Source organism: Spirochaeta lutea, from assembly GCF_000758165.1.
GTDB lineage: Bacteria > Spirochaetota > Spirochaetia > DSM-27196 > Salinispiraceae > Spirochaeta_D > Spirochaeta_D lutea.
Genome location: NZ_JNUP01000066.1, coordinates 52,503 through 74,724, shown reverse-complemented (window position 1 = coordinate 74,724; position 22,222 = coordinate 52,503). Strand labels below are relative to the sequence as shown.

Genomic DNA, 22,222 nt, shown 5'->3' with positions numbered 1-22,222 from the left:
GGATAGTTCAGGATAGCCTTGAAATTCGGTCCTGTCCATTAAATAAGTGCAATGGACTAACCAACCAAGGGGTGGCCACAGGAGGTGTTTCAACGTCACGTACCGCACCTGTTCCATGACGAATGCAGCATCCCGGGGAGGACGGTTCACTGATCTGGTAGGATTTCCTGAATGTCACGGGTTCCAGTGATTACCGGAACGAACCATCGCCTGCTCATCCTAAGAAACAATCCAGACTGTTCCTTGGGGGACTCGCGGGTTAGGCAGAATAGTGCCATGGGCTTGTAGTATCGGTGGTACCATAGTTCGGTCAGTTCGTGGATATAGGGAGCTCGGCCGAGGTGTTGTTGCAGCACCTGAGCGGTGCGACCTATCAGCTGTTGGTAACAGAGGCGGTAGACCCCCGGCTCATGGGGAAGAAGGGGGGCCTCGGGGTACAAGTCCGGGATCTGGCTCACCCGGAGAAAGAGTCTAAACTCATCCTCGGGACTCTGAGCCAGTTGCCGGAAGAAACGCCGACCTCGGTGTATGAGGGCCGCCAGGGGATTTTTTATGCTGTGCCGGGCTACAAACTGTCTATACATATCCCCCAGCCAGAGATCATCGGGTTGGTCGAAACCGTTCCAGAACCGAATCATCTCGACAAAGACATCCGTCTCATCGTAACCGGGAAATAGGTAGGCCAGGGAATTATGGTGAATATAATCCATGGCATTCCGGTAGAGGTTTTTGTACCAGCCGGTAATCTGTTCCTCCATGGATTTGGGCTGCCTTCCGAAACGCCGGATAAAATACTGGCGGTTGAAATCACATATCTCCCGTTCCAGCCAGGACCAGGTATCTCTCCGCTGAACCCGAAACTCTTGATCCCTCACAAAATGGAACATCCCAGTTTTACTATGGAAGTGATCTTTACCTGCCAATACCGCAAGCATATTCCGATCCGTATCGGCCTCGATCCCGTAGGGCAGGGCTATGGATCGCACCTCCGCTGTAATGAATACCCGGCCGATGGCCTTGGCCACACTCACCCGGTGGTGGCCGTCCCGGACGAAATACCTGCCGCCCAGCTCGAATACCGATATGGCTTGATCAAGGGTTCCTTGGCTCATAAGGTGGTGGATGGTGGTCCACCGCCCGGCCATCCAGGGTTTGCGAGGATAAAAATCTCGGGAGAAATCATCGCCCTTAGACTCGGATCCGATTATATCCTCAACCCGGATATCCTGTATGCCCAGGGAGCTCTCGCCCCCGGGTTGAACGGCCTGTAGCACCTCCAACAAGGTTAGGATCCGGTTGTCCTGGCCTAGGAGCCGAGAGAGCAAATTCGTATCCCGGCGGCCGAGGTGGTACACCCTGCTGAAGGCTGCCTGACTGCGTTCATAGAGTATTCGATGTGCCACGACTCGTTCCTCCCGGGATAGATTGTTGAATGTTCCTCTGGGTTCCTGTTTTAGAACGCCCGTATGGGCCGGACCCTGGCAGTGTGGTACTTCCGTCTGGTATCGACCCCAAAGCCGTCCTCATGCATGGTCACCACCCAGCGTAGATTATTAAAGAGGCTTTCAGATGAGGTATTGTAGGCTTCCATAATGAGGCCGTCCACCGTATTTCTCATGCCGTGGAGTACCACAACCTCGCCCACCGAGGGAAGAAACCAATCATCGAATCCACCCCCACGGAAATTAGCACAGAGGTGGGCTGCAGTATCGGTTTCCTGGGTTTCCTCAGCCAAGGATTCGAGAATCAAACGAGTGTTCCGGGCACCGTTGCCGAGGGTTGCGCTTATATGCTCAGCCTCGGGGGCTACTAGATTAATTTCAACGTCCTCAATTGCAGAGATGTTATACGAATCTCCACCCCAGTGAACAACGGGATCGTTTCTGGATTCTGGAAGATTCCACCCTCGGGGTGCCGCTTCCAAAAACCGTTTTCCCTGGAGATAGCTGAACTGTAAAAGGTTCTTCTCGTTTTCACCAATAGTCCCGTCCCCATTAAAATCGAACCCGACCTGATCATCATAAAAAATGATTCCGCCTCCGGGGCCCGGAACGCCTACCCGGGGTTCCCCTGGCTGCTCCTGTTTTGGGGCTTGCTCTGCTGTAGCCCCCTGTTCTGAGGCAGGCGCCTCACCTGAGGGAGTTGCACAGCCGAGAAGAAGTGCCAATCCTGTTCCCACAATCAGGACGCCGAGGCTGTGTTTTAGGTTCCGTGATCCTCTCATTCCATTCCTCCTTGGTTTCTGGTAGACAAATTACCAGGGAGTGGTGTGCAGCACGGGTGCGGTTGGTTCATGGTACTGAACCAAAACTACCCTGGATCTCATCGGTACTGCCTTCCATGGTACCACAGATACCCTTACTGTGCAGAAATCCCGTGTTTTTCCGCGATGGTGTCGTAGTAGGTAATGACGGAACGGACCCAGTCCCGCTTCTGGGAGTAGGGGCGGTAGAAGAAACTCCGCTTGAATCCGTAGATAATAATATTTTTAAGCATCTTAGGGTCTATGGCGAAATGATCCAGGGCAAGCTGCAGTTCCTGGGTAAGGGTTGTATGGCTGACCAACCGGTTATCGGTGCACAGGGTCACAGAGAGGCGGTTCTCCAGCATCTTGCCCAGGCTATGGTTCTTTAAATCACCGCGAATGGCAGGAACGGTCTGGAGATTGCTGGTAAGACAGACCTCCAGGGTGGTTCGGTTATCGGCAATGTAGTTTATCAGCTGGTTCACATAGCCCTGGGGGTTTTGAATAACCGGATTGGTGATCGCTCCGGCATCAAAGAGATGCAAACCGTGGCCGATCCTGTCGGCATGCAAACTGGTGATGGCCTGAAAGATGCTCTCAGGACCGTAGGCTTCCCCGGCGTGAACGGTTTTTTTCAGGAAGGAGCTGTGGGCGATATCGTAACTTTCTTCATGGGCGCTGGCGGGGTACCCGTATTCGCTGCCCGCCAGGTCGAACCCTACCAGCTGAATTTCTGAGCTCTGGCGCAGACGGATGGAGGCTTTTGCCAGTTCCTGACTGGCAAAACGGATAATCTCCTTTTCGCTGGAATAGCGGTGGGCACGGACAAAATCCTGGTAATACTGGGAAAAATGCTGGTTGAAATACCGCATGGCGCAGACAATGATCCCGAATTCGAACTCGGGCTGTCCGGGAACCAGAGCGGCATTAATCTCCGATCTGGCGCGTTTCAATCCCCTATCCACCGCTTCCATAACCTGGTCAAAGTCCAGGGCATCACCCATGTGAAGCTGGGGGGCAAATCGCACCTCAACGTACCGGACCCCCTCTGCGGCATTATCCATGGCTAGCTCATAGGCCACCCGTTCCAGGGCATCCGGTGTCTGCATAACCGCAGTGGTGTACGCAAAGCCGGCCAGATACTCGTTGAGATTCTCGTAGTGGGGTTTGAAAACCTGGTCTAACAGACCCTGAGGGGTATAGCTGGGAAGCTCCACCCCTTGATCTCGGGCGAGCTCAATGAGGGTCTCCAGGCGAAGGCTGCCATCCAGGTGGACGTGCAGATCGGTCTTAGGAATTTCACGGAGGAATTCCGGGCTATACCAACTCATAGGGCGCTCCTTGTGTTCATAGTACTGTCGGACACCGGGTATTGCAAAGCACTTTCTGGGACAATACTATGTGACCATGGTGATTCTTCAAGGTAGATTCCAACGCCTCCGGGGCTGGGGGGCTGTTTCGTCAACCCGTACCGGATTTTTGTTCCTGGTGTGCTGGGTTTTTTTGTATGCCGCGGTCCCGGCCCAATCCCTGGCTGCCCAGGGAACCGCACGGCTTTCCCTGAAGGTCTTCCCCCAGGAAACCCAGCTGGTGGATGTGCTCTCCGGCCAGATACTCGAGCCGGACAACAGGCGGGATACCTGGCGTGATTACATCCTGCGTACCGGGTCGCGGCTCTTTGAACTTCGGAGTCCGGGCTACCATAGCAAGTATATCACCCTTCACAATCTCGAAGCCGGAACGATCCGGGAGGTAGACGAGAAGCTGGAACCCCTGGATTCTATCTTACCCCTTCGGGGGGAGCTCCCCACAGGCAGTCAACCGAAATCCGTGGTTTTTACCCCCGACGGCCAGTACCTCCTGGCGGCCCAGCTAAACGGACCGGGTTACGATGTGTACCGAACCGATCCCCCGGAACATCTGCGCCGGGTGGCCATCCCAGAGTGGGGGCGCCACCGGGGATTTGTGGAATGGGCGGTGCTTCCTCAACGGGGAGAGATCTGGCTGAGCCAGATGACCGCCGGGAGGGTCCATGTTATTGATCTGGACACCCTGGAACCGGTTTCCAGCTTTCCGACCCGGGGAGAGTGGAGCAAGGTTATTACCGTGGATTCCCGGGAGCAGTACGCCTATGTTTCCAATTGGTTGTCCGAAGATATTAGCATTGTGTCGGTGGAGGAACACCGGGTTATCGGCCACCTGGCAGCCTCCGGAACCCCCAGGGGAATGGCGATCAATGCCGAGGGAACAAAGCTCTATGCAGGGATTTACGAGGGCGACGGTATCGACGTCTTTGATCTGACCACGGGAGAACGTATCAAGACCATACCCACGGGCTGGGGGGCAAAACGCCACATGGTTCTGGATTCCGCTGTAAACCGCTTGTATATCAGCGATATGTACCATGGGGATATCTGGGTGTATGATACCTCCGATGAAACCCTGGTTAGCCGAACAGACCTTGCTCCCAAGCTCAATACCATCGCCCTAAGCCGGGACGGACGCTATCTCTTTGTTAGTTCCCGGGGCCGGAACAATCCCGAATCGTACCTGCTCAAGGGTCCTGACTTCGGTACGATTTCTGTATTGGATACCCGAACCATGGAGGTGGTGGGACGGGTTTGGGGACGAAACCAACCCACCGGTTTGGCCCTGAGTCCCGACGGCAGCCTTCTTGCTACCACGGATTTTCTTGACCATAATCTGGAATTCTTTCAGGTAGACCTGCCCTAGGGTGCTCCTCGGGCCAGATCCGCGATGAGGGCCTTAAAGCGCCTACCGCGGTCGAATTCGTTCAGGAACATCCCGAAACTGGCACATCCCGGACTGAAAATGAGTACCTCTCCCTGACGCGCATTATCCAAGGCTGCGGTAACGGAGGATTTCAGATCGGGGTGGGGACCGGAATAGGGGCGGCCGGCCTCCCGGAGGGCCCGGGTTATTCCCGGAGCAGCGCTGCCGTCTAACACGGAGATGGTGGCGGGCAGGGCACCAATGCGCGAGAACAGGGAAAAATCCAGGTTTTTATCGGTGCCGCCGGTTACCAGATGGACCGGTGCCGCGAGACTCTGGACGGCACTTAGGACAGCTTCAGGGATGGTGGCAGCGGAATCATTGTAACAGTCCACGCCATTTACCTGGCCGCAGAACTCCATACGGTGTTCAATCCCGGGGTAGCTGTCCAGGGCTTGGAGGATTTGTCCGGGGTCTACACCGAATTTCTCCATTCCGGCTGCAGCGAAGAGCAGGTTTAAGCCCTGCTGGGCCCCAGCAACCCGCCTGTTTTCTGAGAACACCGCAAAAGGGGCACGGTTTCGGGGATGACACATCCCCCAGAGTTCCCTCCCGCCGCGGTCAGCCAGGTAGAAGGAGCCGGAGAAGGTGGTATCCGGAGAATCCTGCCCATCGGAACTGTTCGCGTTTTCCCTGACAGCCCAAACATCCCCTGCCCCCCGGGCGATGGCCCGGCGGGCGAAGCTGCGGCCCCAGTCTTGAGATGTAAAAAACACCCCCCGGGCGCTCCGGGGCTGATGTTGGTAGATCAGCTCTTTATCAGCCACATAGGGTTCCATGGCTCCGTAGTAATCCTGGTGATCTCGGTGGATGTTCGTTATTCCGGAGAATAGCCCGGTAAACTGTGTGGAGCTGAGGGGGAGATCGCCGAGTTGAAAGCTTGATAGCTCCAGGACCACCGGGGGGAGGGATTGCACGGGTGCCCCGGGGGCGGGTGCATGGCCTGGGGCATGGGAATCACCTAAAATCTCATCCAGAAAGGCCAGGGGCGAAACGGTTATGTTCCCCCCCAATCGCGTTCCGGGAATAGTCTGCCGAAGCCCGTGGTGAAGGGCAGAGGCCGTAGAACTTTTGCCCTTACTCCCGGTGATCCCCAGTACCGGCCCGGTATAGAACCCCAAAAACAGGGAAATGTCGGTGTGGATGTTCCGAGCCATGGCCAGATAGGGGTTGTCCCGGCGCACTGCGGGGTTCTTGATGACCAGGTCGGCGGCGCTGAAGTCCCGATCTTCATGACAGCCCAGGACGAACCGAATAGGAAGCCCCTCCAGGGATTGAATACTCGGAGCCAGAACCGTCTCGGAGCGTAGATCGGTGGCGGTTACCAGGGCTCCGTGTCTTGCCAGGTAGCGGGCTGTGGCGACACCGCCGCCGTGCAGTCCCAGACCTTGGACGGTTACCTTGAGGCCTGCCAAATCAGAGGGATTTTTCAATGATTTCATATTCTCTCATTTCTTGGTCGTTTAGATAGGCTTCCATGGAAATTGTTGAGAATCCGCGGCGCAGGGAATCGGGGATCTCCTCATAGAGAGAGGCGAAGGCCGGCAGGTTCTCGGAAAATTCCTGGTTCCGCAGGGCATCCTCAATGGTTGCCAGGTGATCCAATATGTACCCCCGGGCCTGGTGAAGAAGGGGCAGAAATCCCTTCCGCCCCTGGGCGTCCAGGTGAATTACCGTGAGACAGATCGAGCGGTATTTACAGGTGAAGGGGTAGTAGGGATAGGTGCGTTTACCCCGGGGGAGGAAGAGCTTGGAAAAAAACTTGGTTAGTTCACGGTCCAACCATATTCCTTGCACGAAATATCCCCGGCCGGTTTCCCCGATCCAGGTATCCGAAACCGATTGGTGAACCACCAGGTGTTTGGTTCCGTCGGTTCCGTTGTCTATCCGGGATATGGGGATCATGTCCGCTTCAAGAATCAAGGCCTTCGTCCGGTATTCAGGAGATGCGTCGTTGCTGCCCAGGGCCAAGGTATGATGCCGTCCGGGATGAAAGGTGAGATCAATCTTCAGGAGGTAGAGATAGTACTGCCCTGCTATTCGGTAGAGTTGGTAGAAGCTGGGGCGTAGATGATCCCGGGGATCAAAAAAATAGGTCAGTCCCTGAAAGAGTTGGGGAACCTGTTGCACTAATTGGCTTACCAAGGTCTGGATTCCCTGGCGGTACTCCTTGGCGGGTTTCGGCTGGTTCACGGGATGGTGAATGGGCAGGGACGGCACTGTTACCGGTTCAGCCAGGGAGATAAAAAAATCCTCCCCCTGGGTGAAGTGCCGGGAGAAGCTGCCTGGGTTGTTGGGAGCGGTGCGGAGGAGGTCCTGCAGGGTAGTATCAGTGCTTGCAAGGACGATCCGGGAATCTGCAAAATCCATTAGGGCTAATATAATCAAGTCTGGGCTGGTATGCAATTGATAGCCCGGGGTATTTGAGATACATTTACAGTGAGGTGACACATGAAAACACATCTTGTACGGGTTATGACGGCTCTGTTTCTTCTATTTTTGACAGTTTCTCCCCTGGTTGGTGAAGATGTTTTTGGGGTGATTCTCTACGCCGACGGTTCGGAGATATCCATTTTTAGGAACGGATCCTTGCGGACCTACGATGTGTTCGCCGATGATGTCATCGGCATGCCTCTTTTGGAGGGTGATCTGGTACAGACCGAGAATGGAACATTCTTGGAGGTTCAGCTGCTCCCCTCCCGCTCAACCCTTAAGATCGCCGAGAATACCAGTTTCCAGATACAACAGATTGCTCAAAACGGGGGCGGAAACTTTGATCTGCTCTACGGCCGGGTCCGGGCGAAGGTCGAGCGGGTAGGCAGTGCCGATCCCTTTCAGATTCGGGGCCGTCAGGCTGTAGCCGGGGTACGGGGCACCGACTTTGGATTTGATTACGTCGTTGAGCGGGGCAGTTTCACCAACCCGGTGACCCAGGTGTACTGTTTTGAGGGATCGGTGGAGGTAGAAGCCGCGGAACCCGATGGTGCCGAAGATCCCGGGGAGTCCGGTACCGATCCGGCTGATCCCGACGCTGCCGGCCAGGGCGGCCAGGAGCCGGGTGGCCAACCCCAGGCTGCACCGACCCCTCAGCCGGTGCGTATCTCCGCCAATCAGATGGTAAGTCTGCGCACCCCTGCTCCCCAATCCCCGGCATCCGGGGAGGAAACCGGTGAACCGGGAATCTCGGGGGGTCAAGTGGGCACCCAGGCCGGCAGATCCCCGGTTATCCAGCAGAGCGGCATTGAGACGGCCATAAACAGCTTCTGGCAGGAAAATAACTTTAAAACCCAACCCGTGGATGTGGAAAAGATAAACCAGGAGTTTCCCCAGCTGAAGGTTAAGATTCTCCAGGCTAGGCGGGAGATTCAGCTCGCTGCGGAGCGCCGGGCGCTTCAGCAGGGAGACTTGACCCCTGAGGAACTCCAGAACCGGGTAAAGGAGCTTGAGCTGCCCGAACCCAGCTTCGCGGATACCATAACCTCCCTGCCGGTGGTGAGCATCGAAAGCGTGTATCCCGAGATACAACCCAGGATTCTTCAGCGGAATCCCGGCCGAACAGCGGGGGTCATTTTGACCGGGGCCGGGGCGTTCTCCGGTATTTCCGGCATTATTGTTGCATTGTGGGGCCAGCAGATTTTTGAAACCCCGGGGAATATTGTGGATGATATCAGTATCGGCCTTTTCGCCGGAGCGGGTGTCTCCCTGGCGGTGGGATTACCTCTGTACTTCATCAATATCCTGCCCTAGGTGCCTGTCCTGGTCACAGGATTCACATGACCGGCTTGCCTTTTGGCGCGGCACCGGGCAGCATCCTAGCCCCTGGATCGAGGGGACGGTCTCAGGGAGATTCCTCATCCAGGGTTACAATTTCCGTGATAAACCATGCATTCCGATGGTGTTCCAGGATGAAGCGCTGGGTAATGATCCCGCTTTGATAATATGAAGCGGCTATGGTTCTACCGTCGCTGGCAACCTCTTGGCGAATATCAGGGGAAAAAATCTCATACCGGACATCCACCATGGTCATGCCCTCCGGATCATCACCGGGCTGTTGAGAATCCAGAATTTCAAGGTTTGCAATACCGTACAGCAGGGTTGACTCTGGCAGGGGTGGTTTGCCCTCGTCCAGCCACTGCTGGGGACTCACGTGGACATACCGGCCCTCGTAGGCTTGCCGCACCTGGACGGTGGCAAAAATCTGGAGAACCGAGTTAATCAGGTCCGAACCAGCCCCGTTGCGGACCGATCCTGACATCATCTCATGGTCCATGGTATTTATTGACTCCAGAAAGGTCCGGACAACCTCCTGGGGTTGCAAGCCTAGGGTCCGGGGAGGTTCCAGGGCGCGGCCGATGAGTGAGCTGGCAATACTGATTACTAGCACCACCCCAAGGGCAGCTGCCGCGATAAGACCGCTGCGTTTTCGGATGGTCCTCTGTACTACAAACCGGCGCATACGCTTTTTATAAACCAGTTCCGATTCCTTTTTGAGTGCTAGTTCCTGTTCTCCCACTACCCGAGTCTTGCTGGTCATCCATGTATGGCACTCAGAGACCGCCGTTTCCAGACTTGCGGCATCGGGGAGGTTATTGCTGTCGTTAATTAATAGGCTGGAAATCTGTGAGGCTGCCTGAGCCGGCAGACTCGGTTCAAGCAGGTGGGGAGGGGGAAAGAGACGGTTGAGTTTTCGCTCTTCCACGTCTATCTCCATTTCTTGGGCGGGATTATTGAGTACTTCCTGGTCCCCGGCGTCTTCCGGGAGTATATCCGGCTCAGTTTTGTCCTCGGTGTCGTCGAAGGGGAATTGCCCGGTGACTGCCCGGTACCAGAGCACCCCGAAGGCAAAGAGCATCCGTTGTTTCGCCGTGGACCTGCCCGGCAGGCTGCTATGTAATACCAGGCGTTTGGTAAAATCGTCGGAGAGGAAGTGCAGGATCTGCTGGCTCCAGCCCAAGGGAAGGATCATCACCCCGGAATCATCAAGGAAGTATACCGACCCCCCGAAAAGCGGACTGATAAAATCCTCGTGATCAAAGAGCCGGTCCAAAACCCCGGCAAGGCGTGCGAGATAGGGAAGCTGGTTTTCTGTGGGGAGATGAAGCACCTCCTCCAGGCTGATGAGGGGCAGGTAGGGGCCCAGGATGAGCAGTTTCTTTTGATCCTCCCGGATCGACTCGGGTTTCCAATAATCAATCCGGTCCGGGTACAGGATAATCGCTTCCTTATACCGGTTCTGGGATAAACCGCGCATCCCCATGCCACTGGCCGGAATATGGGTGGCAATTCCCAGTTTACGTCCTTCCGAGGATTCAATTCTCCGGGTATAGGGTCCCGTGGTGATACATTGCATTTTGAGCCTCCGGCATGGTGTGATCAGCCTTATACTACCACAAGGCAGGCGTATTCCACCACAACTTCCGGGTTTCCGTCTACTGAAAGCGACGATCCCCTGGCGAGGAGCTGATGGTCAGAATCCCGGTAGAGCAGGGATAGGGCGGCAAGGCCCCCGATACCGGCCGGGGGAAGGAATGATTCTGACGATTGTCCCGAGGGGACGAGCAAGCTGTTCCAGAGTCTGCTTTTTATGGCTGTTACCACCAGCTCTGCGGTTTTCTGGGTTGATTCCAGATCCCCCGGTCCCGACATATTGGATGATACGATGATCAGGCTGCGGCCGGGGCTATCTTCCAAGGAGAGCATGAGGGCCGAGGCCAGTGACTTCACATGGTTCGCGGTAAAGCCGGAGAGTAGGATAGGGACCACGGGGATCTCGCCGAAGGTATAGTGAATGAAGGGAAGCTGCAATTCGATCCCGTGTTCCTCCAAATGAGCGGTTTCGTTGAATTGAATCAACCCCGAAAGGGAAACCAGGGTCTCCTGAAACCGGGTGTCCACAGGGTTTGTTCCCATGGGGGTCCGGAAGGCGCCGGAGGTGCTGAGGAAGGCCCCACTCCGGGCTGAATGGGCTTCGCTGTGGGGTGCCCCGGCCAGAATGATTATTCGGGAGTACTGGGCTACAGAGAGGGGAGGGCTGAGGGATGATAGCGCTGCGTATCCCCTTGCCATGACCGATCCGCAATGGTAATAGGAGCCGTTGGGGACCACCAGACCCAGGGGGGGATGGCCGGGGGTAGCCTCCGGCCCTGTTTCGGTACCTTCCCGGGTAGATTGGGTCAACAATTGGAGAATCATGCCTCGTAACTCTTCTGTCTCCTGGGGGTAAAACAATCCCTCCACCAGGGGTTCGCGGATTGGAGTAATCATCACTAAAATTATCAGTTATGGCCGGCAGTCTTGCAAGGTTTCGGTTCCATGGTTATGCCTGCAATTCTCCGGCGATGGTTTTGAGACGGGTTTCATCCAGGGTAATGTGTAGGTTTTTTTCCTGGGTGGGCAACACAAGCCCGAGTTTACCCTGTTTGGGGCGGCGGAGGTATTTTACCTGGGTGTAATACAGGTCAGCCTCGCCGTTGGCCTTTGCCTTACTGTAGAAGAGGGCCAGGGTGGCAGCATCCAGCAGAACCTCCAGGGGCACGGTTTTCCCCTTGACTGCTTTGATAAATACATACCCTCCGGGATAATCCCGGGTGTGCAGCCAGAGATCGTTTCCTCTGACCCAGCGCCGCAGCAGTTCGTCGTTTTCCTTGGCGGTACGGCCCACTAAAATACGGTATCCCCGGCTGGGATATTCCAACCCGGGGGGGCTCTGGTTCGTCTTGGTACCCTTGCCGTCCGAGGATCGTCCGGCGGGGGATTTAGCCAGGGATTGCAGCTCCTGGGAGAGTTCCCGGAGCCGGGGCAGTTCAAGGGATGCCGATGAAAGATCCTCCAGGATGCCCTCCCAATGGTTGAGCTGACGCTTCAGGGATTGTAGTTCCTGGAGCACATGTTCCTTCCCCGATTTTGCCTTGCGGTATTGCTGAAAATAGGTCTCGGCATTTTCTTGGGGGCTTTTTTTCGGATCCAGTTTGATTTGCAGGGGCTTGGCAGGATCGTAGTAATTCTGGAGCTCTACCTGAGACGAACCCCTGGGGATTTGAGAGGCCTGGCTCGTGAGCATCTCCCCGCAGATCCGGTAATAGTCCTCATCGCTGTATTCTTTCTGGCGTGATTCTAATCCCTTAATCCGGGCGAGAAGGCCGGAGCAGCGCTGATGCAGCCGGCGGGAGAGATCCTTTTCCAGGGCCCGGCGTTCCTCGGATTCTTCGAGCTCGGCATACCACCAGTCTACTGCCTGGTTCAGGGGCATATCCGGCGAAACCGGGTCGGCCTGGGGAAACGACCGGGCAGGATAGTCCTGGGGGCTGCTTCCCGAGGCAGGGGGTAACTCAAAGACCTCTCCGGATACCTCATTCCTACCCGGGCGGCGGTAGTAAGCATCCAGGATGACCCGATGCTCATCCGTGGCAATGATATTAGCCGCAGCGCCCCAGAGGCGGATGTACAGCAGGGTGATTTCATCGCCCCTGGCTATCCGCAGATATACGATCCGGTCCATGCCGATTTGACGAGCCTCGGTAATTCGCCCGCCCTTTATCCGGCTGCGCAGCAGTTCGGTGAACCGTTGAAGCTTCATTTTTTTGCCCGTTGGAAGGAAGGCTCGGTGCAGTCTGGTTTTACCCTGGGCGAGACTCACCCGGAGCCAGTATGCCCCCTGGGGTCGGTAAATTTGCAGGAGAAGGTTGGCGAAGTCCGGCTGGCTGACCTGCTGGATGAGGGATCCCGGCAGATCAAGCTCGCCCAGGATACTATCGATTTCTGTACAACGTAGACTCATGTCGCTTCCTTCCTGGCGTCCCCGGGGTGTTCCTGCAAAAGGGGAAGGATCTCTCCCAGAAGGTAGAAGGACCCGGTACACACGATAGTGCCCTCCCTGCCGGCTTGGGCTGCAGCCTCTGCCAGGGCCTGGGAGGCCTGGGGTTCGATGCTATAGGGTAGCCCTAATTTCTCGCATACGGCTCCCAGGGCCGGCAGATTACTGGGCTTAAAATGCCCCGGAGGTGTAATAATGACATAGCCGGCCAGGGAGGTAAAGCAATCCAGGATTTCTCTTGCGTTTTTTCCCTCCACAATACCCGTGATCAGAATAATCCGGGTAAGCCCCAGGTTTTGAAGATTCGCGGCAAGCATCTTGGCGGAAGAGGGTGTATGGGCACCGTCCAGGATAATACGGGCCGGTCCCTCAGGGCCGAAGGGCTGGGGGTGAACCTGCATACGGCCGGGTATCCGCAGATCCTCAATGCCCTGTTGGGCCTGCACCATGGAGCCGGGAACAAGGCCCCGGGCATGCAAATCCCCCAGAATCCGAAGGGCAAAGAGGGCATTAATCCCATGGATACGTCCGGGAACCGGGAGACGGAGGGATACGGCATCCGGATCTGTAATTTCACAGCCCTGCCAGGTAATCCTGGTATGAATGGCTTCCAAGGCCTGGGTACCCCGGCCCAGGGGAAACCGGAGCGGGCTATGCAGTTCTCCTGCCCGGGCGGAGAAGATCAGTTCCGCCTCGGAATCCTGGGGAAAAACATACACCGGCCGGTTAGCCTTAATGATGCCGGCCTTCTCCCGGGCGATGGCGGGAATGGTGGAACCCAGGATATCGGTATGTTCCAGTTCAATGGTGGTGATCACCGAGGCCAGGGGCTTGACCAGGTTAGTGGCATCCAGCCGCCCACCGAGGCCTACCTCCACCACGGCCCAGGTGCAGCTGGCCTCCTTGAACAGGAGGAAACCCGCCAGGGTCAGGAGCTCGAAGGTAGTGGGCTCGGGAAACCGGGGGATGGCCTGAACGACCCGGCCCAGTACCGAGGCATAGAGCTCGGGAGGGAACCAGGTGCCGGCCAGGGTGAAGCGTTCCCGGTAATCCAGAATATGGGGGCTGCGGTACAATCCCACCCGGTGTCCCATTGCTGCCAGGCCGGCGGCCAGCAGACTGGCCACGGAGCCCTTGCCCTTTGAACCTGCCACATGGATGATTGTGAGGCTGTCCTGGGGGTTTCCGAAGGCTTCAAGGATTGCAGCCATTCTGTCCAGTCGGTATTCCCGGCTCGTACCGGGGCGGCGTTCAAAGTTTGTGAGGCCCTCCAGGGTTTTACATGCCTGGAGGATTTCCTGTTCCAGGAGGTTCATGGGGCTCGTATCCAGATTAGGCCTCAGGGCGGTCCTTGAGTGCCCGGCTATGGGAGGGAAAGCCCTCATAGTCGGCTAGGGTGATTACATGGTCCCGTAGATCCTGGTAACCCCGGCGGGTCATCTGGATGATGGAGTTGTATTTTATGAAATCTCTGACCGAGACGGCGGACCAGGTTTTTGCATATCCTCCGGTGGGCAGGACTGCATTTGCGCCGATGGCATAGTTGGCGGCCGAGAAGGGTGCGAAGGGTCCCAGGAGTATCTCTCCGGCGTTTTTAATGAGGGCGACGGAGTCCACGGGTTCCCGGGTCTGGATGGAGAGGTGCTCCGGGGCGAACTGGTTAATGATGTCGGCAGCCTGGGCCTCGTTCTGCCCGAGAATAATGCCGCCGTACCCTGAGAATACCTTTTTGAGAAATTCTCGCCGGGGCTCGGGGGTATTTTCGATTAATGCAGGCAGGGTTTCGGCGACGCGTCTTGCCAGGGTTTGATCATCCGTCACCAGCAGGGCCGAACTGTCTGCTCCGTGTTCCGCTTCAATAAGCAGGTCTAGACAAATCCGGGTAATGTCGTCCTGGGTGTTTTGGCTTGCGTCCGCCCAGAGGATGGACTCCGAGGGGCCTGCGGGAAGGCCCGGGTCTATGGTTCCCGAGAGCAGCCGTTTCGCTGCGGTAACATACATGCTTCCCGGTCCGAGGACCTTCAGGCAGGGCCTGATGCTCGGGGTTCCGAATGCCAGGGCTGCTATAGCCTGGGCGCCTCCTACCCGGTATACGGTGGAAACGCCGATAGAACGGGCTGCGTAGAGGCAGGCGGGGTCCACCGTTCCGTCGGGTCCGGGAGGGGTGACGATGGAGATGTTGGGCACGCCGGCTAGTTTTGCCGGGATGGCGAGCATGTAGAGCATGGAAGGAAAGCTGCCCCTGCCCCGGGGAATGTATAATCCCACGCTGTCAATGGGTGTAGCCCGCTCCCCGGCCCAGATCCCCGGGCGTATCTGGTGCATATCCATGGCAGCGGGTACCTGGGCCTGGTGAAACCGGGTAACATTCTCCATGGCATAATCCAGAGCCCGGGCAATTTTCGGGTCCAGAGTCCTAACAGCCTCATCTATCTCGTCTTCGGTAACCTGAAGGGGTTTATGGGGAAACTCGGCCTTGTCGAACCGGGCGGTGTATTCCCGGATTGCCTCATCGCCGCGTTGTTTTACATCTTCAATAATGGACCGAACTGAATCCTGCACCTCCCGGATATCCTCTTCGGACCGGGTTAGCAGGGTAGACTTTTCTTCCTGGGAAAGGGTGTTCCAGGTAAATACCGGTATGCTCAGGCTCTTCATGGCAGAAATGTACCATGTAACTCCCGGGGTTGCCAATCAGGGGAGCCTTCCAATAGCGCCGGGAGATCACGGCTTGGGGGTAAGGATTCTTGAATAATATTCAATTATTCTGTAGGTTCTGTGTAACCTCAGGGTAAGAAGGAGAAATCAATGATTATAAAACCTATGATTCGAAACAATATTTGTATGAACGCCCATCCCGAAGGATGCCGGCGGGATGTTCTTGATCAGATTGCCTATGTACAGCGGCAGGGACCGGTGGAGAACGGGCCCAAGAGGGCTCTGATTATCGGCGGTTCCACAGGATACGGTCTTGCCAGTAGGATCGTTGCCGGCTTCGGATCCGGGGCTAAGACCCTTTCCGTCAGTTTTGAAAAGGAGCCATCGGAGAAACGTCCCGGCACCATGGGGTGGTATAATACGGCCAGCTATGAGCAGGAAGCTGCGAAGGCTGGGTTGTACGCCAAGAGCCTCAACGGCGATGCCTTTAGTAATGAAATGAAGCAACAGGTCATCCAGACCATCAAGGATGATTTAGGTGATGTTGACCTGGTGGTGTACTCCCTGGCAAGTCCGGTACGTACCGACCCCCAGAGCGGGGACGTGTACCGATCGGTGTTGAAGCCCATTGGTTCTGCCTTCAGCGCAAAGTCCATCAACCCCCAAACCGGGGAGATAAAAGAGTTTTCCATCGAGCCCGCCAGCGACGAAGAGGTGGAGCAGACCGTCAAGGTAATGGGCGGAGAGGACTGGATTCTTTGGATGTCGGCCCTGAAGCAGGCCGGTGTCCTGGCGAAGGGTGTCCGGACGGTAGCCTACAGCTACATTGGTCCGGAGGTAACCCGGGCGGTGTACCGGGATGGAACCATTGGTAAGGCCAAGGAGCATCTGGAACGGTCCGCCGGGGAAATCACCCAAACCCTGTCAGATATTCAGGGCGAGGCCTACGTCTCGGTGAACAAGGCCCTGGTGACCCGGGCAAGCGCGGTTATTCCGGTAGTACCCCTGTATTTAGCTCTCCTGTTCAAGGTGATGAAGGAAAAGGGAATTCATGAGGGCTGCATCGAGCAGATGGATCGGTTGTTCCGGGACCGTCTGGGTAAAAAGCCGGTGCCGGTGGATGAAGAGGGCAGAATCCGCATGGATGATTGGGAGATGAGACAAGATGTCCAGGACCGGGTAAACGAACTCTGGCCTCAGGTGACCAGCGAATCTATCCGGGAACTGGGAGATCTGGAGGGGTACAACCAAGACTTTTTGGCGATTCACGGCTTCGGCCGGGCGGACGTTAATTACGATGAGGATGTCTCCACAGTACTCTAGTTTTATGCTATGATCCGGTCATATTATGACTATGGAAACCTTTGTACTTGGCTGCGGAGGTAGTATGCCCCTTCCCAGGCGGCATCTTACCTCCGTGTTACTTCGTCGTGAGGGTGACCTCTTCCTGTTTGATTGTGGAGAGGGAACCCAGGTGAGCCTTCGGCGCCTTAATCTCCGTTGGAAAAAAATCAATGCCATTTTTATTTCTCATACCCATGCAGACCATGTAACCGGTCTGCCGGGTATGCTCATGCTTTCGAGCCAGGTTGACCGGGAGGATCCCCTCTATGTCATCGGTCCTCCCCGGATCGCTGAATACATTGATGCGAACCGGAAAACCCTGGAGATGCACATAAATTACCGTATCATCGTCCAGGAGATTGAGGATCCATCGGTTCCGCAAACAGTGTTCTCCGGTCCGGGATACCGGGTGCGTTCCTTTCCCCTGTCCCATTCCCGAACCTGCGTGGGCTACAGCTTTGTTGAGGATCCGCGTCCCGGGGTCTTCGATCCCGCTGCCGCCCAAGAGCTTGGTGTGCCCCGGGGACCCATGTGGTCGGTTCTGCAGCGAGGCGAGGATGTTCAACTGGAGGACGGCCGCCGGGTCCAACCGAGCCAGGTACTGGGTCCCGCCAGGAAGGGCCGGAAAATTTCCTATGTAACCGATACCCTTCCTCTGGAGTCTATATCAGAAGAGGTAGCCGGGTCGGACTTCCTTTTTTGTGAAGGAATGTTCTCCGATGAGCATACCGAAACCGCCAGGGAAAAACGGCACATGACCTCCCGGCAGGCAGGCAAACTCGCCCGCCAGGCCGGTGGTGTAAAGAATATGGGGCTTCTGCACTACAGCCCCCGGTACACCGACCACGATCTAAACATCCTCTTGGATCAGGCTCGGGAGGAATTTCCCATGACGGTACTCACTCGAGACCGGCACACCTACACCATACCCTACGAGGAGTAGACTTGTATGATAAGCGTCTCACAACTCTCCAAGTCCTACGGCTCGGTGACGGCCGTAGACAGGGTGGATTTTGATCTGCGTCCCGGAGAAATCCTTGGGCTCTTGGGTCCCAACGGGGCCGGAAAAACCACCATCATGAAGGTTCTGACCGGGTACCATTACCAAAGCTCGGGATCAGTGACCCTGGACGGGGTTCCGATCTCCGAGAACCCCCTGGAGTGCAAGGCCCGGATCGGATATCTGCCCGAGAATGCCCCGGTGTACACCGAACTTACGGTTCATGAGTACCTGGAGTTTATTGCTGAAACCCGGCTGGCCGCCGAGTCCAGGGTACAGGCCATTGAGACTGCGGCCCGGCGCTGCGGCATACTGGATGTACTGTGGCGGCCGATTCAGGAGCTCTCCAAGGGCTACCGGCAGCGGGTTGCACTGGCCCAGGCTATTATGCACGATCCGGATGTATTGATTCTGGACGAGCCGACCACAGGGCTGGACCCGAATCAAATTCAGGAAATCCGGACCCTCATCCGGGAGCTTGGTAAGAATAAGAGCATCATCCTATCAACCCACATCCTTCAAGAGGTGGAGGCCCTCTGCGACCGGGTCATTATCCTGAACCGCGGAAGGGTTGCTGCCTCGGGCACTCCCCAGGCGATTGCCCGTGAACTGAAGGGAGACTGGGTCTTTGCCCTGCGGATTCGGCATCCTGAGGGGATCGGGGGCATCACCCCTGCCATCAAGGCGGTATCCGGCCTTGTAGGTTCCCGGATTGAGGATCAGGAGCAGGGGACGGTGGAATCACCCCAAGAATGGATCAACCTCCAGGTTGTATTACCTGCATCCATGACCAGCGACGAAGCGGGGCTTCAGCTCTTCCAATGGGCAGCTTCTCATGGTATCGAGCTTTCTGCCCTGAAACCCGTCACTGCAGGCCTTGAGGATCTGTTCAAACAGCTCACGACCCAGGATCCCCATGATAATCCAGGAAACGATACCCCGAGGAAGGAGGATCTCAATGTCTAAGTCAACCACAACACCCGTCGATTCAATCCAGGATCCCGATTCAACCGGGAAATCCTCGGATGTAGAACATCCTAATCGTCCAACCGGCAAGCCAGCGCGCCGCCGCGGAAATCCCTTTTGGGCACTGGTTCACCGGGAGCTGCGGTCCGGCTTTAATTCGCCCATCGCCTATATTGTTGCTCTCTTTTTCCTTCTGTTCACCAGTGTCTGGTTTTTTACCATCCAGGACTTCTTCGCCAGGGATACGGCAAGTCTGCGCAGCTATTTCTCCATTTTCCCCTTTGTATTCATCGTGCTGATTCCTTCCCTTACCATGCGTTCCTGGGCCGAAGAAACCCGCCAGGGAACCCTGGAGCTCATGGTAACCCTTCCCGCCCGGGAATGGGATCTGGTATTAGGAAAGTTTATTGCCAACCTGATTTTACTGGCCATCATCCTGGTTGGAACCCTTCCGACGGTGGCGGCGGTATTACCCTTCGGCGATTTTGATCCCGGACCAATCGTCAGTCAGTATGTGGGGATTTTTCTTCTGGGGGCTGCGGGTCTTGCTCTGGGACAGAGCATTTCCCTGTTCACCCGGAACCAGGTCTCGGCCTTCATCTCCACCGCTGGGGTGCTCCTGCTGGTAACCATCGCGGAGGGCTTCGTTCGGGGTAGCGCCGCACCCCTGTTTTTCCAGCGCATCATGGCCGCCCTTTCCCTGGGGTTCCATTTCGAGGATTTTGCCAAGGGAATCATAGACAGCCAGGACCTGTTCTTTTTCCTGGGGGTGATTTGGCTCTTTTTGTTTATCAACGCTCGGACGCTGCTGCTTCGGAAATGGAGGTAACCTATGTCCCATGAAACACGTATTGTAGGTCCTACCAGGGGCAAAACCTGGCTATTTACCATCCTGCCCTTGGTTATTTTTTTATTGCTGGTGATTTTATCGGGTCTGGTACGGTTCCGGGCAGACACTACCGAGGATAAGGTGTTCACCATTTCCAAGGTTTCCAGGAATCTTTTTCAGGAGCTCGAAGACCCGGTATCAATTACCTATGTGGTTTCAGGGCGTCTGACCCGTGAAATCCCGGAAATTCAGCATATCATCGATATTCTTCAGGAGTACGGGCGCTATGGCGGTACTCGGCTTAATCTCCGGGTAGTCGATCCGGAAGAAGACCAGGAATTCAGCAGTCCCGAGCAGCTGGGAATCCAGCCCCAGCAATACCAGGTCATCGAAGAAAACGAACAGCGGGTGGCCCAGGTGTACACCGGTATTATTATTTCCTACCGGGACCAGCAGAGTCTCATTCCTGCCATTGCTGATCCCGGTTCCCTGGAATACCAGGTCACCACCGCCATCCGGGATCTCACCCGGGGACAGAAACGCAGCGTTGGGATTCTCACCGACGGACAACCCGCCATGGCCGAGGAGGAGTTCGGATATCTGTATCAGGAGCTCTCTCGGATCGCCGAGGTTCGTAGCCTCACTCCGGGGGAGCGTATCCCGGAAACTCTGGATGCACTCTTTGTATTGGGCGGTGCAGGGTTCGATCAGGGGGCCCTGTATCAGATCGATCAGTTTGTTATGGCAGGAAAGGGCGTATTTTGGGCCGTGGATCCCATCTCGGTAAATCTGGAGTCGAATCTTCAGCCCGAGGATGGAAGCGATGCCCCGGTTTTTCAAATTCTGGGTTCCTACGGAATCGAAGTGTCGCCCCAGTGGGTTCTGGACCGTTCGAATCTCCCCATACCCGTCCAGCAGGTGCAGGGAGCTATGCGTATAAATACCTATGAAGCATACCCCCTCTGGGTCCAAACCACCCAAGGCGCCCCGGACCATCCTATTACCGCCAGGTTTGCCGGTCTGGATCTTTTCTGGGCAAGCCCCATCAGCTTCGATTCACAGAAGAACCCTGATGGATCCTTTGAGCCCCTGGTGTTCTCCAGCGACCGGACCGCACTCATGGACCAGCCCGTTCAGACGAATCCGGTTCAGGTTGGGTATCTCAGCTCAACCTTCCAGGAACAACAGCAGGTATTAGCCGGGGTGTTAACCGGAGGGGTATCATCCTACTTCCCCGGTGATCCCAGGGGCGAAAACCCCTCCCATCGAGGTTCGACGGATAACGCCCGGCTGGTAGTGGTTGGAGATGGGGATTTTCTTACCAGTTTGATTCAAATCCACCGCTCCACCCAGAACCTTCAGTTTGCACTGTCGGCCTTTGAGTGGCTGGGACACGATGAGGAGATGCTGAATCTCCGGACCAGGCAGATTCGGAATACCCGGCTCGATGCCATCCAGGACCCTGAACTCCGGTCCGCATCCATGAACTGGGCAAAAACCCTGGGAATCGGTGCAGCCCCTCTGATTCTGCTCATTCTCGGGATCATCCGATTTATTTCCCGTCGAAGGAGGGCAAACCAATGAGAAGCATGAGGTTCACCACGGGTGAAAAAAAACTATTAGGCATATACATCCTACTTGGGGTGGTTCTCCTGGCTGCCATACTGAGTATTTCTCTATACCGGAATTTGACCACCCGGTCCCAGGGCAAACCATCCATCCTGGAGATCGAGGCTATTCAAAATATCGGCGCTATCTCCCTGGATGACCCAGGTTCTCCATCCGGTGATTCCCTTGCGCTTCGGCGCACCGGTGAAGATCAATGGCAGGTCAGGTACCCCGACGGTGCTTGGTATGATTCCCGATCCCAGCGGGTCCGGGATTTTCTTGAGAGTCTGGGGCAGCTTGAGGGGAAAACCCTGGTTACTTCTTCCCAGGATTCCTACGGGGCCTACGACTTGGATGAGGCATCTGCAAGGGTTATCACCCTTCGTCTGGACACCGATTCACCCCCGGTCCGGGTACTCTACTACGGCAAATACACCCCCGGCGGAAACGGCGTGTTTGTGCGTACCGATGCCGATCCCCGGGTATTCACCACGGGTTCCGAGGCGGATTTTTATATTAATCAGGATCTGGCCTACTGGACCGAGCTGCGTCTCTGGCCCCAAGGCATAACCGCCCAGGATGTGTATCAGGTGAAGATTCAGATTCCGGGTCAGGACGATCGGATACTTACCCATGCCGCCGAGGGCTGGGAGATCTCTACCGAACAGGATCCCTTCGGCGGGTCACTGGAGTCGTACGTTTCAGGTTTGACCACCCTGGAACTATCCGGGCTGGACACCGGTGATCTTGGGGCCCAGATCCTGGGAGATGCTCCAATGCTGCAAATCACCATGACCCTGCAATCCGGAACGAGGAGAACCTTAGAGGTCTACACTCTTGAAGACGATACGTACTATGCAATCTGGAAAGAAGGTGACCAAATCCTGCTGCGAGGGAACCTGCCCTCCTGGCGGGTAACACAGCTTCTGCCCGGGGAATAGGGGATTAGGAGGGTAGCCTACCGAA

18 protein-coding genes are annotated in these 22,222 nt (G+C 56.2%); 8 read left to right on the top strand and 10 right to left on the bottom strand.

The annotated features are described in order from the left end of the window. Positions 1-146: 146 nt before the first annotated feature. The 3 genes from DC28_RS15690 to DC28_RS10940 form a co-directional block, all read right to left on the bottom strand. Entirely contained in the window at positions 147-1,403 is a 1,257-nt protein-coding gene (locus DC28_RS15690; protein ID WP_052078786.1) for a hypothetical protein, read from the bottom strand. Positions 1,404-1,453: 50 nt separating this feature from the next. After that, positions 1,454-2,224 (bottom strand): hypothetical protein, encoded by a 771-nt coding sequence (locus DC28_RS10945; RefSeq protein ID WP_037548579.1) that lies wholly within the window; start codon positions 2,222-2,224, stop codon positions 1,454-1,456. 134 nt (positions 2,225-2,358) lie between these two features. Continuing rightward, a complete protein-coding gene (locus tag DC28_RS10940) occupies positions 2,359-3,576 on the bottom strand; it encodes an adenosine deaminase family protein (RefSeq protein WP_037548578.1) in 1,218 nt (405 codons plus the stop codon). A gap of 76 nt (positions 3,577-3,652) precedes the next feature. On the opposite strand from DC28_RS10940, the gene DC28_RS10935 reads away from it, so the two are divergent. Continuing rightward, positions 3,653-4,978, top strand: coding sequence for a YncE family protein (locus tag DC28_RS10935; protein WP_156104661.1), 1,326 nt, complete (start codon positions 3,653-3,655; stop codon positions 4,976-4,978). Here the strand turns inward: DC28_RS10935 and murD are convergent. Continuing rightward, positions 4,975-6,480 carry a UDP-N-acetylmuramoyl-L-alanine--D-glutamate ligase gene (gene murD, locus DC28_RS10930; protein WP_037548576.1) on the bottom strand — a complete coding sequence of 502 codons (1,506 nt, stop codon included), beginning with the start codon at positions 6,478-6,480 and terminating at the stop codon, positions 4,975-4,977. The genes DC28_RS10935 and murD overlap by 4 nt on opposite strands. After that, positions 6,455-7,408, bottom strand: coding sequence for a hypothetical protein (locus DC28_RS10925; RefSeq protein ID WP_052078784.1), 954 nt, complete (start codon positions 7,406-7,408; stop codon positions 6,455-6,457). The genes murD and DC28_RS10925 overlap by 26 nt, the downstream gene beginning before the upstream one ends. A gap of 81 nt (positions 7,409-7,489) precedes the next feature. Between DC28_RS10925 and DC28_RS15685 the strand changes: the two genes are divergently transcribed. After that, a complete protein-coding gene (locus DC28_RS15685; protein ID WP_052078783.1) occupies positions 7,490-8,785 on the top strand; it encodes a FecR family protein in 1,296 nt (431 codons plus the stop codon). A 91-nt stretch (positions 8,786-8,876) separates the two neighbouring features. Here the strand turns inward: DC28_RS15685 and DC28_RS10915 are convergent, their stop codons facing one another. Genes DC28_RS10915 through hisD form a run of 5 tightly spaced genes read right to left on the bottom strand, consistent with a single transcriptional unit; the run spans position 8,877 to position 15,509 of the window. Next, positions 8,877-10,388, bottom strand: coding sequence for a hypothetical protein (locus DC28_RS10915; RefSeq protein WP_037548575.1), 1,512 nt, complete (start codon positions 10,386-10,388; stop codon positions 8,877-8,879). Positions 10,389-10,417: 29 nt separating this feature from the next. Further along, positions 10,418-11,302 carry an AmmeMemoRadiSam system protein B gene (gene amrB, locus DC28_RS10910; protein WP_037548574.1) on the bottom strand — a complete coding sequence of 295 codons (885 nt, stop codon included), beginning with the start codon at positions 11,300-11,302 and terminating at the stop codon, positions 10,418-10,420. Positions 11,303-11,354: 52 nt separating this feature from the next. After that, a complete protein-coding gene (locus tag DC28_RS10905) occupies positions 11,355-12,815 on the bottom strand; it encodes an NFACT RNA binding domain-containing protein (protein ID WP_037548573.1) in 1,461 nt (486 codons plus the stop codon). Beyond that, entirely contained in the window at positions 12,812-14,167 is a 1,356-nt protein-coding gene (locus DC28_RS10900; RefSeq protein ID WP_052078782.1) for a bifunctional folylpolyglutamate synthase/dihydrofolate synthase, read from the bottom strand. Before DC28_RS10900 ends, DC28_RS10905 begins: the two co-directional genes overlap by 4 nt. A 16-nt stretch (positions 14,168-14,183) precedes the next feature. Next, positions 14,184-15,509, bottom strand: coding sequence for a histidinol dehydrogenase (gene hisD, locus DC28_RS10895; protein WP_037548572.1), 1,326 nt, complete (start codon positions 15,507-15,509; stop codon positions 14,184-14,186). Between the two features lie 150 nt (positions 15,510-15,659). Between hisD and fabV the strand changes: the two genes are divergently transcribed. The 6 genes from fabV to DC28_RS10865 are packed head-to-tail and all read left to right on the top strand — an operon-like array spanning position 15,660 to position 22,197. Beyond that, positions 15,660-16,832, top strand: a complete 1,173-nt coding sequence (gene fabV / locus DC28_RS10890) for an enoyl-ACP reductase FabV (protein WP_037548571.1) — start codon at positions 15,660-15,662, stop codon at positions 16,830-16,832. Between the two features lie 25 nt (positions 16,833-16,857). Continuing rightward, a complete protein-coding gene (locus tag DC28_RS10885) occupies positions 16,858-17,796 on the top strand; it encodes a ribonuclease Z (RefSeq protein ID WP_037548569.1) in 939 nt (312 codons plus the stop codon). A gap of 6 nt (positions 17,797-17,802) precedes the next feature. Beyond that, positions 17,803-18,819: an ABC transporter ATP-binding protein gene (locus DC28_RS10880; protein ID WP_052078781.1), complete on the top strand. Its 1,017-nt coding sequence runs from the start codon at positions 17,803-17,805 to the stop codon at positions 18,817-18,819. Next, positions 18,812-19,648 carry an ABC transporter permease subunit gene (locus DC28_RS10875; RefSeq protein ID WP_081942146.1) on the top strand — a complete coding sequence of 279 codons (837 nt, stop codon included), beginning with the start codon at positions 18,812-18,814 and terminating at the stop codon, positions 19,646-19,648. Before DC28_RS10880 ends, DC28_RS10875 begins: the two co-directional genes overlap by 8 nt. Positions 19,649-19,651: 3 nt before the next feature. Beyond that, positions 19,652-21,232: a GldG family protein gene (locus tag DC28_RS10870; protein ID WP_037548567.1), complete on the top strand. Its 1,581-nt coding sequence runs from the start codon at positions 19,652-19,654 to the stop codon at positions 21,230-21,232. Continuing rightward, a complete protein-coding gene (locus tag DC28_RS10865; protein WP_037548564.1) occupies positions 21,229-22,197 on the top strand; it encodes a DUF4340 domain-containing protein in 969 nt (322 codons plus the stop codon). The genes DC28_RS10870 and DC28_RS10865 overlap by 4 nt, the downstream gene beginning before the upstream one ends. The last annotated feature ends 25 nt before the right edge of the window (positions 22,198-22,222 follow it).